We start from the raw sequence: 14,822 nt of genomic DNA, 5'->3' as shown, positions 1-14,822 counted from the left end.
GGGTTCAGCCCGCTGTCGGTCAGGACACGCCGGCACGCCGCCGCAGCACCAGCGCCATGACCGGCTCGACGAAGCGGCTGGCGATCGGACCTAGAACGGCCATCAGCAGCACGTAGGTGGTGGCCAGGGCGGCGAATTCGGCGGGGACCGCGCCCGCGGCGACGGCGAGTCCCGCGATGACGATGGAGAACTCGCCGTGGGCGACCAGCGCGGTGCCCGCGCGCGCCCGGCCCAGGCGGCCCGCACCGGCCCGCTTGGCCGCCCACCAGCCGGTGGCGATCTTGCTGGCCGTGGTGACGAGCGCCAGCAGGCAAGCCCAGCCCAGCACCGGCGGAATGCTCGCCGGGTCGGTGCTCAAGCCGAACAGCACGAAGAACAGCGCGGCGAACAGATCGCGCAGGGGTTCCAGCAGTTTGGTCGCGTTGTGCGCGGTCGAGTCCGAGATCGCGATGCCCAGCAGGAAGGCGCCCACCGCCGCGGATACCTGGACCGCGGAGGCCGCTCCCGCCACCAGAAGCGCGGATCCGAGCAGCTTCAACAGGAAGATCTCGCGGTCGGCGCTGTCGACGATCGCGGAGACGTAGCGGCCGTAGCGCAGCGCGACGATCAGCACGACGGTGACCGCCGCCAAGGCGATGCCCAGCGTCTTCAGTCCGGCGACGAAGCCCACACCGGCCAGTACCGCCGTCAGCACCGGCAGGTATCCGGCCATCACCAGGTCCTCGAACACCAGGATGGACAGGACCACCGGCGTTTCGCGGTTACCGAGCCTGCCCAGATCGTTGAGCACCTTCGCGACGATGCCCGAGGACGAGATGTAGGTGACGCCGGCCATGGCGATGGCGCCGGTGAACCCCCAGCCCAGTCCGAACGCGACGAGCACACCCGGCGTCGCGTTGAGCACGAGGTCCAGCACGCCCGCGGCCCACGATCGGCGCATGCCGGTGACCAGTTCGGGCGCGCTGTATTCCAGGCCGAGCAGCAACAGCAGCAGGACGACGCCGATCTCACTGGCGAGGTGGATGAAGTCGTCCACCTGCCGCAGCTCGACCAGGCCGCCGGTGCCGAACACCAACCCGCCGATCAGGTACAGCGGGATGGGCGACATGCCGATGCGCGCGGCGATCCGCCCGAGCAGGCCGAGGCCGAAAAATACCGCGCCCAGCTGGATCAGCGCGAGCGCGGTCTCGTGTGCCACCATGCGCTCAGCCGTCTAACAGGATCTTGGCGGCGGCCTCCAGGCCCTCCGCGGTGCCGACGACGACCAGCACGTCCCCCGCGGTGAAGGTGAAGTCCGGTCCCGGGGAGGGAATGGGCTGCCCGCTGCGCACCACCGCGACGATGGACGCCTTGGTCCGGGTACGTATCTGGGTCTCGCCCAGCCTGCGACCGTCGAAGCGGGACCGGTCCGGGATGGACAGCTGGCGGGTGGTCAGCCCGGTGAACTCCCGGTGTTCCTCGCGCAGCTGCTCGACCAGTTGCGGCGCACCGAGCAGGCTCGCCAGCACCGCCGCCTCCTTCGCCGTCAGCGGTACCTGTTCGGTCTCATCGGGGTCGTCCGGCTTGCTCACGATGAGGTCCATCGTGCCGTCGCGATGGTCGATCACTCCTATCCGGCGTCGTGTATCGGCCAGCGGAAAATCCTTACGCACACCGATACCCGGCAGGGGTGTCACCTCAACGTTCACGACTCCACCCTAACGACCAGCCGAGGGCGGCCGGTCGACGGGTGACCGAATTGTCCGGATTCAGCGACTGTTTCCGCACCATAGGCCGGCCCCGCGAGTTGGACCGTGGTTCACCGGCCGTGGTAAGAGAGATGACGTGTCCCGTACATCGTCCCGTTGCCGAGCCGTCGCATTCCGTTGCCGCGGCGACCGCGCCGTGCGAGTCCGGTGACGGTCGCCCGAGCGGTGAACCGGCTCCTCCGGCCGGGTGCGGTCGCCCCGGCGGGGCCGCACGGGGGCGCCGGCGGATACCGGCACGATCTGGACGGGTTGCGCGGCGTGGCGATAGCGCTGGTCGTGGCGTTCCACATCTGGTTCGGGCGGGTCTCGGGCGGCGTGGACGTGTTCTTGGTGCTGTCCGGCTTCTTCTTCACCGGTTCGCTGTTGCGCGGGGCGGAATCCACCGGCACCGTTCGCGTCCTCCACACCGCGGGCAGGCTCGCCCGTAGATTGCTGCCGGCGCTGGTGACGCTTCTGGCAGCCGTGGTCGCGGCGACCGTGCTGCTGCGTCCCTTCACTCAGTGGGGCGAGATGGCGGCGCAGACGCTGGCGTCGCTGCTGTACTACCAGAATTGGTATCTGGCGCTGTCCTGGTCGGACTATCTGGCCGCCGATCCGTCGGTGAGCCCGCTCCAGCACCTGTGGTCGATGGCCGTGCAAATGCAGTTCTACCTGCTCGCCATCCTCGTCGTGGCGTCGGCGGCGGCCCTGTGCCTGCGTTTCGCCCGCCCCGGGGCGCTGCGCCCCGTCTTGGCCGTCCTGCTCGCCGCGGGCACGGTGGCCTCGTTCGCCTATGCCGCGCATGGCACCGCGGTGCAACAGGGCTGGAATTATTACGACAGCTTCGCCCGGGCCTGGGAGTTGTCGGCCGGCGGCCTGCTGGCGACCGTGGCGCCCCGGCTGGCACCACCGCGCCTGGTGCGGGTCGCGGCGGCCGTCCTCGGCGCGGTCACGGTGCTCGCCTGCGGATGGCTGATCGACGGCGCCGATCGGTTTCCCGGTCCCGCCGCGCTGGTGCCGGTCGGCGCCACGCTGGCGCTCATCCTCGCGGGCGGCGGCCTGACCGCCGCCGAGCAACCGCTGCCCAACCGGCTGCTCGGCGCGGCTGCCGCGGTCCGTCTCGGCGAACTGTCCTACGCGCTGTACCTGTGGCATTGGCCGATCCTGATCTTCGTGCTGGCACGGACCGGAGCCGCGACCGCGGGACTCGGCGTCGGCCTGGGGGTCATCGGCGCGTCGCTGGTGCTCGCCTACCTGACGAACCGGTTCGTCGAGGAGCCGCTACGGATGCGGTCCGGCCGCTCGGCGCGCGAGACACCCGTCCGCCCCCGCCACACCGGCCGGCTGGTCGCGGCGCTGGGCATCGCGGTGCTCGCGGTGTCGGTCGGCGAACAGGTGGCGACCAGAGCCAATCCGCCGCGGGCGGTGACGGCGCTGGAACCGGTGCACTATCCCGGCGCGGAGGCGCTGGTCGACGGCGCGAGCACACCCGAGGCCCCGATGCGTCCGACCATGTACGAAGCGCCGGCGGACGCCGCCTACCCGTCTCGCGACGGCTGCATCGCGGACTGGGACACCCGCGACGTCATCACCTGCACCTACGGGGATGCCCACGCGGAGCGGACCCTCGCGGTGGTGGGCAGCTCGCACGCCGAGCACTGGGTGCCGGCCCTCGATCTGCTCGCTCGCGAGCACGCCTTCCGGGTCGAGGTGTATCTGAAGATGGGCTGCCCGCTGACGGTGGCGGCGGAACCGATGTACAAGGGCGAAGCGAATCCGGATTGCCGCGACTGGTCGGTCGAGGTGATCGACCGCTTGGCCGTCGAACGCCCGGAGTGGGTCTTCACGACGGCGACCCGGCCGCGAGACGGCGACGGCGACGAGACTCCGGGCGACTACCTGGACGTCTGGGCCCGGCTGGCCGACCGTGGACTCAACGTGCTCGCCATCCGCGACACACCATGGCTGCGCCGCGACGGGGTGCGGTATCGAGCCATCGACTGCCTCGCCCAGCAGGGCGACCGGATCAGCTGCGGCATGCCGCGCGCGGCCGCGCTGAATGCCGTCAACCCGGCGCTGGAGTTCGCCGCCTCGTTCCCCAACGTGTTCCCGGTGGATCTGTCCGACGCGCTGTGTGAACGCGACGTCTGCGCGGTCGCCGAGGGCAACATCCTCATCTATCACGACGAGCACCACCTCACCGCGAGCTATTCGCGCTCGCTCGCACCGGAACTCGGCAGGCGCTTGTCGCCGATCCTCGGCTGGTGGTGAACCGCGGCGATCAGTTCAGCCGCAACATGTCCGGCCAGGCACGCGACCACGGCGCACGCGGTTGCGCACAGTGCCAGATGGTGACGCCCCGGGTGACACCGGGATACCCGAGCCGGGCCTCGATCTGCCCCGCGGCGGTGACCTCGGCACAGTGCGCGCGCACGTCGGCCTCGGCGCCGCCCACCCACAGCACTGTCGTGGCCGTGTCCGGCGGGGTGCCGAAGTAACCGAAGCCACGATTCGGGCTGTAGACGGCGGGCAGGCCGTACACGGCGCGATCGATGTCCAAAGCGCTTGCCTGCCAATACGAATCGGTGATCACCACGGCCGACGCTCGTTCCGGCTCGGGCAGCGCGCGGTAGGCCGCCGCGGTCCCGGCTGCGAGTTCCGACCAGCCGAATCGTCCGTAGAGCGCGATTTCCAGGCCCGCCTGGGCTTGCGTGTCGACCGGTTCGATATCGCTCTCCGCTCGCAGCGGAAGGGAGAACACCACCAGGGCGACGGACAGTGCGAGCAACGGCACGGTGACGATCGTGCGCGCGCGGCGCCGGTTCTCGGTCCACCGCACCGCCCCCGCCGCGATCAGCACTCCATAGCAGCCCGCCGCGTAATACGGACGGCCGTTCGTCGCGACGAAGGCCACGCTCAGCACTATCGACAGCAGTCCGAGGAACCGATAGGGACGCCAGGCCTCCGTCCGCAGCAGCGTCCACATTCCGTAGACCAGCAACAGGCCGCCGAGCAGACCGGCGGCGGCGAGTGCCACCGGCAGCCAGGCGTAGCGCCCGCCGATCGTGGCCTGCTCCGCGGCGACCGCCCCACCCATACGCAACTGCGGCCACCCGTGCGCCGCCTGCCACACCAGGCTCGGCGCCGCGGTCAGCACGACGACGACGGCGCCGCACCACAGCGCGGGGCGGCGCAGCAGCTCACGTGGTCCGTAGATCACCACCCCGGTCGCGAGTGCGATCCAGAAGAACGGAATCAGCCACTTGACCTGCATGTCCACCGCGGTGACCAGTGCCGCGGCGACCAGCAGGCCGTCGCGGCGGGTGCGGACCCAACGGACCACCAGCCAGCTCACCACCACCCACAGCGCCGTGTCGATCGTGTTGGTGGCCAGTTGATCTCCCTGTACCAGCAGGAACGGCGAGGTGGCGTAGGCGGCCGCGGCCAGCACCTGCGCAGCGCGGCCGCCTCCGAACTCCCTGGCGATCTGGGCCGTGACCACCACCGCTGCCACGGTGACGAATACGGCCGGAAGACGCAGCGCCGTCAGGGAATCCGGGGCGAGCAGATCCATCGTCCGAGCGATCGCGGGCAGCAAGGGCCCCTGATCGGCATAGCTGACTACGAGCCTGCGGCCCGCGGCGACGAAATACAGCTCGTCGCCGAAGAATCCATACCGTCCGATCGAGGCCAGCAGTGCCAGTGTGCCGAGCGCCGTCACAGCGCCCACTCCGCCGAAGGCGAACGGTGGCAGCGGTTCGCCGGAATCCGCCTGTCGCCGTGGCAGATCCAGCACTTCAGTCATGCCCGCCCGCCTTCCGCGTCGCCGTGTCGAACAACCTGCACAGATGCGCCGAGTAGGGGTCCATCGCGAAATCCGGCTCTCGCACGGCGCGCCCGGCCGCACCGTCGATGGCGTCGCGGATCGACTTGGCCATCAACAGCGGATCGAACTCGCCGAACTCTCCGGTGCGCTGCCCTTCGGTCATGATGTCGACCAGCGGTGCGATGATGTCGCGTTCCCCGTCGGCGGAGGCGAACTTCGGTCTGCCCTCCGCGTCGCGCAAATTCGTCACGACCTCCACCAGCGCGGCCACGTAGGTCGTGTTCGCTTCGATGAAGCCGAGGTTCGCCGCGAGGTAGGCCAGCAGGCTCTCGCGCGCGCCCGTCGCCGCGCCCACCCGTGGCGCGATGTACTCCGCGGCCGAGACGTACAGCTGGATCACCAGCTGCGTCATCAGCTCATCCTTGCCCGCGAAGTGGTAGGAGATGACGCCTTTGGAGATGCCCGCGTGCTCGGCGATCCGCGCCAGCGAGGCGTTGGCGTACCCGAGGTCGGAGATCACCTCCACCGCCGCGGCGATGATCTGCCTGCGCCGCGCCTCCTCGATGAACGACTTGCGTTGGCCGCCCGTATCAATTTCTGGCCGCATGGCCAAATTTTAGCACGAGCGGCCTACCCCCTCCGGGCTAGCGCGCGGCGGCCCGAACCGCGTCGAACGGCGCCCGGTCGAAGATGATCCGGACATAGGTGATCCGTCCATCGACCACCGTGTGCCACTCCGCGCCGGGCGCGTTCGGAACCGGAACGGTCACGGTGTCGTACATCAGCAGCGCGGTGCGGTCATCGCCGAACGACGCGAGCAAGGTCGAGTCGGTGAGGATCCGGCTGAACGGTTCGAGGAAATCGCGGAACGCCGCGGCGCCCGCGATCCGCCCGGCCGGTGCGTCACAGATGATGTCGTCGGCGACGTAGGTCATGGCGTTGCCGAAATCGTGTCCGGTCCAGGCGCGATAGAACGCCAGCGAGGTCCGCAGAGCGATGGGTTCCGACATTGTGTCTCCTTCCGGTGAGCATCGGCGCTTCGCCGTGCTGTAGGTAGTGACACCGGAAACCGGCCCGATGGAACGTCCGACGACGAACTGGCACCATCGACGGCGTGCAGCAGACGACCCTGGAGCGGGCATGCGCGGGCGACGAGTCGGCGTTTCGGATCCTCACCGACCCGTACCGGCGCGAACTGGAACTGCACTGCTACCGCCTGCTCGGCTCGTTGACCGATGCCGAGGACATGGTGCAAGAGACCTTATTGGCGGCTTGGCGCGGCCTGCCGGGGTTCCAGCAGCGGTCATCGCTGCGCTCGTGGCTGTATCGCATCGCCACCAACCGGTGCCTCAACGCGCTGCGCGACGCCCGTCGCCGAGTGCCGCCCGAGCCGGTGCCACCGTTCTCGCCGCCCGAACCCACGCGCCGGGACGAGGTGCGCTGGTTGCAGCCGTACCCCGACAGCAAGCTGGACATCGCCGACCCCGCGCCCGGTCCGGAGGCCCGCTACACGGCCACCGAAGCGGTCGAGCTGGCCTTCGTCATGGGGTTGCAGCGACTCTCGCCGCGCCAAGCCGCGATCCTGGTGCTGCGCGATGTTCTCGGCTTCCCCGTCGCCGAGGTAGCCGACCTCCTCGGCGTCACGCCTACCGTGGTCAAGGGACAGCTGCAACGCGCACGGGCGTCGCTCGACCGGCATCGGGGTCGAACAATTCCGCGCCGAGCCGCTCCCGACGAACACGATCTCGCACGCCGCTTCGCCTCGGCATACCTCTCGGGCGACGTCGACGGCGTGATCGCGCTGCTCACCGACGACGCGTGGCTTTCGATGCCGCCCGCGCCGCACGAGTATCACGGCACGGCCGCTATCGCGGAATTCCTGTCCGCTTCCTTCGCCTACAGTGGCGAGCGCCGCGTCCACCTGGTGTCGACGGGCGCCAACGGCCTGCCCGCGTTCGGCGCATACCTCGACGACGCACTGCGACCGGTCGCGACTCCGGCCGGCCTGATCGTGCTCACCCCCGCGGGCAACCGCATCGGCAGGATCACCCGTTTCCACCTCGACGCTCTCTATCCGCGGTTCGGCCTGCCCGACCACTTGCCCGCGGGCCCGCCGCCCGCGTGACCGGCGCGATTGCGCTCCGGCACGAACGGCGAAAGGACCGCGCCTCCGGAGAGACGCGGCCCTTCGTGGTCCGGCGGAACCCTTACAAGTACTGACCGGTGTTCGACTCGGTGTCGATGGCGCGGCTGGCGCTGGCGTTCTTGCCGGTGACCAGCGTGCGGATGTAGACGATCCGCTCACCCTTCTTGCCCGAGATGCGGGCCCAGTCATCCGGATTCGTGGTGTTGGGCAGGTCCTCGTTCTCGGAGAACTCGTCCACGATCGAATCGTAGAGATGCTGGATGCGCAGGCCGGGGTTGCCGGTGTCGAGCACCGCCTTGATGGCGTACTTCTTGGAGCGGTCCACGATGTTCTGGATCATGGCGCCGGAGTTGAAGTCCTTGAAGTACAGGACCTCTTTGTCACCGTTGGCGTAGGTGACCTCCAAGAAGCGGTTGTCCTCGCTTTCGGCGTACATCCGGTCGACGACCCGTTCGATCATCGCGCGGATGCACAGGTTCTTGTCGCCGCCGAACTCGGCCAAGTCGTCGTCGTGCAGCGGCAGGTGCTCGGTGAGGTACTTCGAGAAGATGTCCTGCGCCGACTCCGCGTCGGGACGCTCGATCTTGATCTTCACGTCCAGGCGGCCCGGCCGCAAGATCGCCGGATCGATCATGTCCTCACGGTTGGAGGCGCCGATCACGATGACGTTCTCCAAGCCCTCGACACCATCGATCTCCGACAGCAGCTGAGGCACCACCGTGGTCTCGACGTCCGAGGAGACGCCCGAGCCGCGGGTGCGGAAGATCGAGTCCATCTCGTCGAAGAACACGATCACCGGCGTGCCCTCGGACGCCTTCTCGCGAGCCCGCTGGAAGATGATCCGGATGTGGCGCTCGGTCTCGCCCACGAACTTGTTCAGCAGCTCGGGGCCCTTGATGTTCAGGAAGTAGGACTTGGCTTCCTTGGCATCCTCACCGCGCGCCTCGGCGATCTTCTTGGCCAGCGAGTTGGCCACCGCCTTGGCGATGAGCGTCTTGCCGCAACCGGGGGGACCGTAGAGCAGCACGCCCTTCGGCGGACGCAGCGCGTACTCGCGGAAGAGGTCCTTGTGCAGGAAGGGCAGCTCCACCGCGTCGCGGATCTGCTCGATCTGCCTGCCGAGACCACCGATGTCGCCGTAGTCGACGTCGGGCACCTCTTCCAGCACGAGGTCCTCGACCTCGGCCTTGGGGATGCGCTCGAAGGCGAATCCGGCTTTCGTGTCCACCAGGAGCGAGTCGCCCGGCCGCAGCTTGCGAATGGGGGAATCGGGGTCGTCCAGGTCGTCCATCTCGGCGACCTTCGCCAGCGGGCCGGCCAGCCACACCACGCGCTCCTCGTCGGCATGGCCGACGACCAAGGCGCGACGTCCGTCGTCGAGGATCTCCCGGAGGGTGCCGATCTCGCCGACCGCGTCGTAGTGCCCGGCCTCGACGACCGTGAGCGCCTCGTTGAGGCGGACGGTCTGACCGTATTCGAGCGTCGAGGTCTCGATGTTCGGTGAACACGTCAACCGCATCTTGCGACCCGAAGTGAACACGTCGACCGTCTGATCGTCGTACACGCCGATCAGAATGCCGTATCCGCTCGGCGGCTGACCCAGCCGATCGACCTCCTCGCGAAGCGCCACCAACTGCTGGCGTGCTTCCTTGAGGGTGTCCATCAGCTTCGTGTTGCGAATGGTCAGCGAATCGATGCGGGCTTCCAATTCCCGTGTGCGATCCGGCGAGTCGGCGAGTTGCCTTCGGAGTGCAGCCGCTTCGGCGCGTACCGCCTCGAGCTCTCTCCAGGCCGCCGAATCCGAATTCTCGATGGGGCTCATGTGCTGCTCCTCCCAGTCCCGGTCTATCAACGCTACCGGGCGCGACCCGTTCTCGCTTTCCGACATGGTTTCGTGGTGATCACATCTGGGCCGCGATCGGCGGCCGAACCACCATGTTAGCCTGCCCTAACCCGACCCTGGCGAGCCTGCTCGCCGCCCGAGCCGAAAGGTTGCCACCATGCTCCTTCCCGCGAGAACCCTGCGTGTTTCCCTTGCCACCGCCGCCGCGGCGCTGGCGATCTCCGGCGCGTTGACGGCGTGCGGCTCCGACGACGACTCTTCCACCAGCGCGGCGACCTCCGCCACCATCAGCGCCGCCGCGTCGGGTACCCATGATCACGGCGACCATGCGACCGGCGCGCCGACCGCCGAGACCTTGCAGGCGATGCTGGTCAGGCTCGCCGATCCGAATGTACCCACCGCGGAGAAGTCCAAGCTGATCGTCAACGGTGACAAGCGCACCGCGAACATCGACCAGATGAACGCCGGCCTGCAGGGCTACACGCTGACCTTCGCCGTCGCCGACCTCACCACCCAGGGCAGCACCGCGAACGCGCAGGTGACCATCAGCTCGCCGCACGGCGCCGCCCCGGCCGTACCGCTGACCTGGGAAAACGTCGACGGCACCTGGAAGCTGTCGGACGCGAGCGGCTGTCTGCTGCTCGGCTTCGCGCAGGCGCCCTGCGTCCCGGCCTGAGGCCGGCGCGCCGGTCACCGCCGTCGCCGCCCTGCCGCGCTCAGCCCTTCGACGGCCTGCGCTGCGGCTTGGGCGTGACGGTGCCCTCGGCGAGCCTGCGGGCGCTGACCAGGAAGGCGGTGTGACCCTGCATGCGATGTTCGGGCCGCACGGCCAGGCCGACCACGTGCCACGGGCGCACCAGCGACTCCCAGGAGCGCGGCTCGGTCCAGCACTCCTGCTCGCGCAGCGCTTCGACCACCTTGGACAACTGCGTCACGGTGGCCACGTAGACGATCAGCACGCCGCCGGGCACCAGCGCCTTCGACACCGCCGGTAGCGCGTCCCACGGCGCGAGCATGTCCAGCACGGCGCGGTCGACCGGCTCTCCGGTGTAGTCGGCCACGTCGCCGACGGTCAGCGACCAGTTCGCCGGGCGCTCGCCGAAGAACGTCTCCACGTTGCGGACCGCGTGCTCGGCGTGGTCGGCGCGGATCTCGTAGGACACCACCTGCCCCTGCGGCCCGACCGCCCGCAGCAGCGAGCAGGTCAGCGCACCGGACCCCGCGCCTGCCTCGAGCACGCGGGCCCCGGGGAACACGTCGCCCTCGTGCACGATCTGCGCGGCATCCTTGGGGTAGATCACCGCGGCCCCGCGCGGCATGGACAGCACGTAGTCGATCAGCAGCGGACGCAGCGCGAGGTAGGGCGTGCCGTTGGTGGAGTGCACCACGCTGCCCTCGTCGGCGCCGATCAGGCTGTCGTGCTTGATCCCGCCGCGATGGGTGTGGAACTCCTTGCCCGGCTCCAAGACCACCGTGTACAGGCGCCCCTTGGCATCGGTCAGCTGCACCCGGTCACCGATGGTGAATGGCCCGGTCCGTCTGGCCGTCATGAATCTCCGTTTCGCTGGTTGGAATCCGTGCTGTCCGGCACCGGCGTGTCGGTACCGCCGGATAGCCTGCCAGGTATGTGCTCGCCCGTGTCCACGCCCCCTGCCGACGACGCGCGGACCTCCGAGCCCGACGCGACGGCGAGCCGCGCCCGGCCCGCGCTGTCGCCTTCCCGGGCAATGGATTTCAAGCAGTGTCCGCTGAAATACCGGTTCCGGGCGATCGATCGGATACCGGAGCAGCCGTCGGTGCACGCGGTGCGCGGCACGGTGGTCCACGCGGTGCTGGAGGATCTCTACGGACTGCCCGCGACCGAGCGCGTGCCCGAGCGCGCCGAGGCCCTGGTCCCCGCGGCGTGGGCGCGGGTGCTCGCCGAGCAGCCGGAGGTCGCGGAGCTGATCGCCGGCGAGCGGCTCGACGTCTTCCTCGGCGAGGTGCGCGCACTGGTGCGCCGCTACTACCGGCTGGAGGATCCGACGCGTTTCGACCCGGAATCGCGTGAGGCGCGGGTGGAGGTCGAACTCGCCGACGGCGCGCTGCTGCGCGGCTTCGTCGACCGGATCGACATCGCGCCGAGCGGCGCCCTGCGCGTCGTCGATTACAAGACCGGTCGCGTACCGGGGCCGACGCACGAGACCAAGGCGCTGTTCCAGCTGAAGTTCTACGCGCTGGTGGTCCTGCGCACCCGCGGCGTGGTGCCCGCCCAGCTACGGCTGATCTACCTGGCCGACGAGCAGATCCTCACCTACGCCCCCGATGAGCAGGAGTTGCTGCGCTTCGAGCGCACGCTCTCCGCGCTGTGGGCGGCCATCCTGGAGGCGGGCCGCACCGGAGACTTCCCGCCGAACACCGGCCGGATGTGCTCGTACTGCGACTACAAGCCCTTGTGCCCGGCGTTCGGCGGCACGCCACCCCCCTACCCCGGCTGGCCGAGCGGCGGCGCGACCGAGTCCCCGGACGAGACCCTCGCCGAAGCCGTCTCGGACTGATCCCGCGGCGCGGCCCGGGGCCGGGCACGCGGCGGCGGCTCGGATACCTGCGAGTCGCCTCAGGCGGTGAAGTCGTGGAACAACAGCACCGAAAGGCCCAGCCCCACCGCGAGATTCACGACCGCCGCCGATCCGAACACCACGACCGGCCGCCAGCCCGCTTCGCGCAGTCCGCGCAGCGAGAACTCCAAGCCGATGGAGACGAACGCGAAGATCAGGAACCAGGTGCGCAGATCGTTGACGATCGCGATGTGCGCCGCGCCCGACTTCTTGTCCGCCGATTGCAGGTACAGCGTGCCGATGATCGAGGCGGCGATGAAGCCGAGGACGAACTTCGGGAACCGCTCCCAGAACTGGCTCGCCGAGGGCCGCACCGCGCCGGGCACGCGCTCGACGCGCAGCGTGAAGTACGCGGTCAGCGCGATCGCGACGACGCCGATCAATGCGTTCTGCGTGGTCTTGACGATCGTGGCGATCTGCAGTGCCTGCTCCCCCGCGATCGCGCCCGAGGCCGCGACCGCCGCGGTGGTGTCGATGTTGCCGCCGATCCAGGCGCCCGCGACCGCGTCCGGCAACCCGAGCACTTCCGCCAGCCAGGGCAGCAGGAAGATCGAGGGCAGGGCGAAGACGATCACCAGCGACGCCGCGTAGGCGATCTGCTCACGCCGCGCCTGCACCGCGCCCGCCGCGGCGATGGCCGCACTGACACCACAGATCGACACCGCCGAGGACAGCAGCGCGCGCAGTTTGTCGTCCAGGCCGAGCCGCCCGCCCAGCCACCATGTGAACCCGAACACGGCCGTGATCAGCAGCAGCGCTTGCACGATCGACGGGCCCGCGGCGGTGACGAGGATCTTCAGGTTGATCGACGCGCCGAGCAGCACCACGCCGGTCTTGATGAAGAACTCGGTGCGGAAGCCCGCCGAAAGCCGACCGCGCAGGGCGAGTTTCGTCAATACGAGGTTGCCGATCAGGCCGAGTGCGATGGCGTACACCGGGTATTCGATCGACTTGGCGACCCGCTGGAACGGAGTGTTTACCGCCCACGGCGGAACGTGCGTCTCGAAGTATCGGGTGAGGGCACCCAACCCGACGACAACCGCGACACCGGCCGCGATGGCCGCGGCCGACGGACGGGACACCTCCTGCACCGCTTCGGTTTCCGAGGACGGGACCTCGGCCCGCGCCGGGTCCGGGCCGGGCCCGGCGCCGGTCGGGGCTTTCGGATCCTTCGCCGCTTCGGCGCCGGTCGCGGCCATCACGGCACCAACCGATCCGGAATCACGCCGAGCAGGACCAGTGCGATCAGCACCAGCCCGGCGATGGCCGCCAGCCAATCCTCGTTCCAGGTGAAGGTGCTGCCCGACTGCTCCTCGGGTGGTGACTGTGACACGGGGACTCCTTGCGTTTCCTCATCGAGAGGCCGCACGGTAGCAACACGCGGTCACAGCGCACACCGATTGCGCTCAGGCTGAGCGGATCAGGCGTATCGACGCATCCGACGTTCAGAATGCGCGGCAGGAGCGAATGTCGGTGGCCAGGATGGCTTTGGCGCCCAGATCGGCCAGCTGGTCCATCAACTCGTTGCTCTGTTTGCGCGGAACGAGCGCCCGCACGGCCATCCAGCCGGTATCGGCCAGCGGCGCGACGGTGGGCGACTCCAACCCGGGGGTGATGACGAACGCCTCGTCGAGCAGTTCCTTCGGGCAGTCGTAGTCCAGCATGACGTACTGCTGGGCGAAGACCACGCCCTGGATCCGGGCGACGAGCTGGTTGCGCGCCCGGTCGCCCTGGTCGGCGTCCTTGCGTTCGACCAGCACACCCTCCGAATCGCACAGCGATTCACCGAAGGCCACCAGATTGTGCTGGCGCAGCGTGCGCCCCGAGCCGACGACATCGGCGATCGCGTCGGCGACGCCGAGCTGGATGGAGATCTCCACCGCGCCGTCGAGGCGGATCACCTCGGCCTCGATGCCCCGGCGGCGCAGATCGCTCAGCACCAGGTTCGGGTAGGAGGTGGCGATCCGCTTGTCGTAGAGGTCCTCGACCTTCCACTCCCGCCCGGCGGGGGCGGCGTAGCGGAAGGTGGAGCGGCCGAACCCGAGGGCGAGTCGTTCCTGCACCGGCGCGCCGGAATCCAGCGCGAGGTCACGTCCGGTGATCCCGAGATCGAGTTCTCCGGACCCGACGTAGATGGCGATGTCCTTGGGCCGCAGGAAGAAGAACTCGACCTGGTTGGCCGGGTCGAGAACGGTCAGATCACGCGAATCGGTGCGCTTGCGGTAGCCCGCTTCCGCGAGGATCGAGACGGCGGATTCGGACAGGGCGCCTTTGTTGGGAACTGCGACGCGCAGCATGGGAGGAGTCCTTTCGGGAGGAGAAACGGGGGTGTCGGACGGCCGTCACAGATGTCGGTACACGTCCTCGAGCTTCAGCCCGCGGCCCACCATCAGCACCTGCACCCAATACAGCAGCTGGGAGATCTCCTCGGCGAGCGACTCGTCGCTCTCGTGTTCGGCGGCCAGCCATACCTCACCGGCCTCCTCGAGCACCTTCTTACCCTGGGTATGCACGCCGGCGTCCAGCGCGGCAACGGTTCCGGACCCCTCGGGGCGGTTGACCGCACGATCCTGCAGCTCGGCGAACAGGGATTCGAAGTTCTTCACGATGAGCCATTGTTTCAGACCCGGATGCGGGCCCGTTGCTCCGGCCCACGATGGCCGGGAACTGCGACCGCCCGGCT

At 69.1% G+C, this 14,822-nt stretch carries 15 protein-coding genes; 4 read left to right on the top strand and 11 right to left on the bottom strand.

What is annotated here, in order from left to right; genetic code table 11:
• Window positions 1-19: 19 nt before the first annotated feature.
• Window positions 20-1,201 carry a cation:proton antiporter gene (locus tag ACGF7Y_RS05915; RefSeq protein ID WP_063053513.1) on the bottom strand — a complete coding sequence of 394 codons (1,182 nt, stop codon included), beginning with the start codon at window positions 1,199-1,201 and terminating at the stop codon, window positions 20-22.
• Between the two features lie 4 nt (window positions 1,202-1,205).
• Window positions 1,206-1,688, bottom strand: coding sequence for a cation:proton antiporter regulatory subunit (locus tag ACGF7Y_RS05910; protein ID WP_393229694.1), 483 nt, complete (start codon window positions 1,686-1,688; stop codon window positions 1,206-1,208).
• Window positions 1,689-1,913: 225 nt separating this feature from the next.
• Between ACGF7Y_RS05910 and ACGF7Y_RS05905 the strand changes: the two genes are divergently transcribed.
• Window positions 1,914-3,998 (top strand): acyltransferase family protein, encoded by a 2,085-nt coding sequence (locus ACGF7Y_RS05905; protein ID WP_393229691.1) that lies wholly within the window; start codon window positions 1,914-1,916, stop codon window positions 3,996-3,998.
• Between the two features lie 10 nt (window positions 3,999-4,008).
• Here the strand turns inward: ACGF7Y_RS05905 and ACGF7Y_RS05900 are convergent, their stop codons facing one another.
• The 3 genes from ACGF7Y_RS05900 to ACGF7Y_RS05890 are packed head-to-tail and all read right to left on the bottom strand — an operon-like array spanning window position 4,009 to window position 6,563.
• The gene (locus ACGF7Y_RS05900) at window positions 4,009-5,532 is read right to left on the bottom strand and encodes a glycosyltransferase family 39 protein (RefSeq protein ID WP_393229689.1); all 1,524 of its coding nucleotides are present in this window, start codon (window positions 5,530-5,532) and stop codon (window positions 4,009-4,011) included.
• Window positions 5,525-6,160, bottom strand: coding sequence for a TetR/AcrR family transcriptional regulator (locus ACGF7Y_RS05895; RefSeq protein WP_393229688.1), 636 nt, complete (start codon window positions 6,158-6,160; stop codon window positions 5,525-5,527). The genes ACGF7Y_RS05900 and ACGF7Y_RS05895 overlap by 8 nt, the downstream gene beginning before the upstream one ends.
• A gap of 37 nt (window positions 6,161-6,197) precedes the next feature.
• Window positions 6,198-6,563 (bottom strand): nuclear transport factor 2 family protein, encoded by a 366-nt coding sequence (locus ACGF7Y_RS05890; RefSeq protein WP_062972778.1) that lies wholly within the window; start codon window positions 6,561-6,563, stop codon window positions 6,198-6,200.
• 104 nt (window positions 6,564-6,667) lie between these two features.
• Here ACGF7Y_RS05890 and ACGF7Y_RS05885 point away from each other — a divergent pair, with 104 nt between their 5' ends.
• Complete coding sequence (locus tag ACGF7Y_RS05885; RefSeq protein WP_393229686.1) at window positions 6,668-7,678, top strand: RNA polymerase subunit sigma-70; 1,011 nt, start codon at window positions 6,668-6,670, stop codon at window positions 7,676-7,678.
• A gap of 82 nt (window positions 7,679-7,760) precedes the next feature.
• On the opposite strand, the gene arc is transcribed toward ACGF7Y_RS05885, so the two are convergent.
• The gene (gene arc, locus ACGF7Y_RS05880; protein WP_062972891.1) at window positions 7,761-9,521 is read right to left on the bottom strand and encodes a proteasome ATPase; all 1,761 of its coding nucleotides are present in this window, start codon (window positions 9,519-9,521) and stop codon (window positions 7,761-7,763) included.
• Between the two features lie 178 nt (window positions 9,522-9,699).
• Between arc and ACGF7Y_RS05875 the strand changes: the two genes are divergently transcribed.
• Entirely contained in the window at window positions 9,700-10,218 is a 519-nt protein-coding gene (locus ACGF7Y_RS05875; RefSeq protein ID WP_393229685.1) for a hypothetical protein, read from the top strand.
• Between the two features lie 40 nt (window positions 10,219-10,258).
• On the opposite strand, the gene ACGF7Y_RS05870 is transcribed toward ACGF7Y_RS05875, so the two are convergent.
• On the bottom strand, window positions 10,259-11,092 hold the full coding sequence (locus tag ACGF7Y_RS05870; protein WP_040867339.1) for a tRNA (adenine-N1)-methyltransferase: 834 nt from the start codon (window positions 11,090-11,092) through the stop codon (window positions 10,259-10,261).
• Between the two features lie 75 nt (window positions 11,093-11,167).
• Between ACGF7Y_RS05870 and ACGF7Y_RS05865 the strand changes: the two genes are divergently transcribed.
• Entirely contained in the window at window positions 11,168-12,079 is a 912-nt protein-coding gene (locus tag ACGF7Y_RS05865; RefSeq protein ID WP_393229682.1) for a RecB family exonuclease, read from the top strand.
• 59 nt (window positions 12,080-12,138) lie between these two features.
• Here ACGF7Y_RS05865 and ACGF7Y_RS05860 read toward each other — a convergent pair whose 3' ends face one another.
• From ACGF7Y_RS05860 to ACGF7Y_RS05845, 4 genes are all read right to left on the bottom strand, one after another.
• A complete protein-coding gene (locus tag ACGF7Y_RS05860) occupies window positions 12,139-13,338 on the bottom strand; it encodes a YeiH family protein (RefSeq protein ID WP_393229679.1) in 1,200 nt (399 codons plus the stop codon).
• Window positions 13,338-13,472 carry a hypothetical protein gene (locus ACGF7Y_RS05855; protein WP_393229677.1) on the bottom strand — a complete coding sequence of 45 codons (135 nt, stop codon included), beginning with the start codon at window positions 13,470-13,472 and terminating at the stop codon, window positions 13,338-13,340. Before ACGF7Y_RS05855 ends, ACGF7Y_RS05860 begins: the two co-directional genes overlap by 1 nt.
• A 112-nt stretch (window positions 13,473-13,584) precedes the next feature.
• The gene (gene hisG / locus ACGF7Y_RS05850) at window positions 13,585-14,436 is read right to left on the bottom strand and encodes an ATP phosphoribosyltransferase (protein ID WP_040867212.1); all 852 of its coding nucleotides are present in this window, start codon (window positions 14,434-14,436) and stop codon (window positions 13,585-13,587) included.
• Window positions 14,437-14,481: 45 nt separating this feature from the next.
• On the bottom strand, window positions 14,482-14,745 hold the full coding sequence (locus tag ACGF7Y_RS05845; protein ID WP_039798430.1) for a phosphoribosyl-ATP diphosphatase: 264 nt from the start codon (window positions 14,743-14,745) through the stop codon (window positions 14,482-14,484).
• Window positions 14,746-14,822 lie beyond the last annotated feature (77 nt).

The organism is Nocardia sp. NPDC047654, assembly GCF_043205035.1.
Classification (GTDB): domain Bacteria; phylum Actinomycetota; class Actinomycetes; order Mycobacteriales; family Mycobacteriaceae; genus Nocardia.
Note: the sequence above shows the minus strand (reverse complement) of the source record. Positions and strands in the feature narration are given on the sequence as shown.

What these genes read in the sequence shown, in the direction of transcription:
- ACGF7Y_RS05915 (WP_063053513.1), bottom strand. Translation starts at nt 1,201, where the DNA reads ATGGTGGCACACGAGACCGCGCTCGCGCTGATCCAGCTGGGCGCGGTA.
- ACGF7Y_RS05900 (WP_393229689.1), bottom strand. Translation starts at nt 5,532, where the DNA reads ATGACTGAAGTGCTGGATCTGCCACGGCGACAGGCGGATTCCGGCGAA.
- ACGF7Y_RS05895 (WP_393229688.1), bottom strand. Translation starts at nt 6,160, where the DNA reads ATGCGGCCAGAAATTGATACGGGCGGCCAACGCAAGTCGTTCATCGAG.
- ACGF7Y_RS05890 (WP_062972778.1), bottom strand. Translation starts at nt 6,563, where the DNA reads ATGTCGGAACCCATCGCTCTGCGGACCTCGCTGGCGTTCTATCGCGCC.
- arc (WP_062972891.1), bottom strand. Translation starts at nt 9,521, where the DNA reads ATGAGCCCCATCGAGAATTCGGATTCGGCGGCCTGGAGAGAGCTCGAG.
- ACGF7Y_RS05875 (WP_393229685.1), top strand. Translation starts at nt 9,700, where the DNA reads ATGCTCCTTCCCGCGAGAACCCTGCGTGTTTCCCTTGCCACCGCCGCC.
- ACGF7Y_RS05870 (WP_040867339.1), bottom strand. Translation starts at nt 11,092, where the DNA reads ATGACGGCCAGACGGACCGGGCCATTCACCATCGGTGACCGGGTGCAG.
- ACGF7Y_RS05865 (WP_393229682.1), top strand. Translation starts at nt 11,168, where the DNA reads ATGTGCTCGCCCGTGTCCACGCCCCCTGCCGACGACGCGCGGACCTCC.
- ACGF7Y_RS05860 (WP_393229679.1), bottom strand. Translation starts at nt 13,338, where the DNA reads ATGGCCGCGACCGGCGCCGAAGCGGCGAAGGATCCGAAAGCCCCGACC.
- hisG (WP_040867212.1), bottom strand. Translation starts at nt 14,436, where the DNA reads ATGCTGCGCGTCGCAGTTCCCAACAAAGGCGCCCTGTCCGAATCCGCC.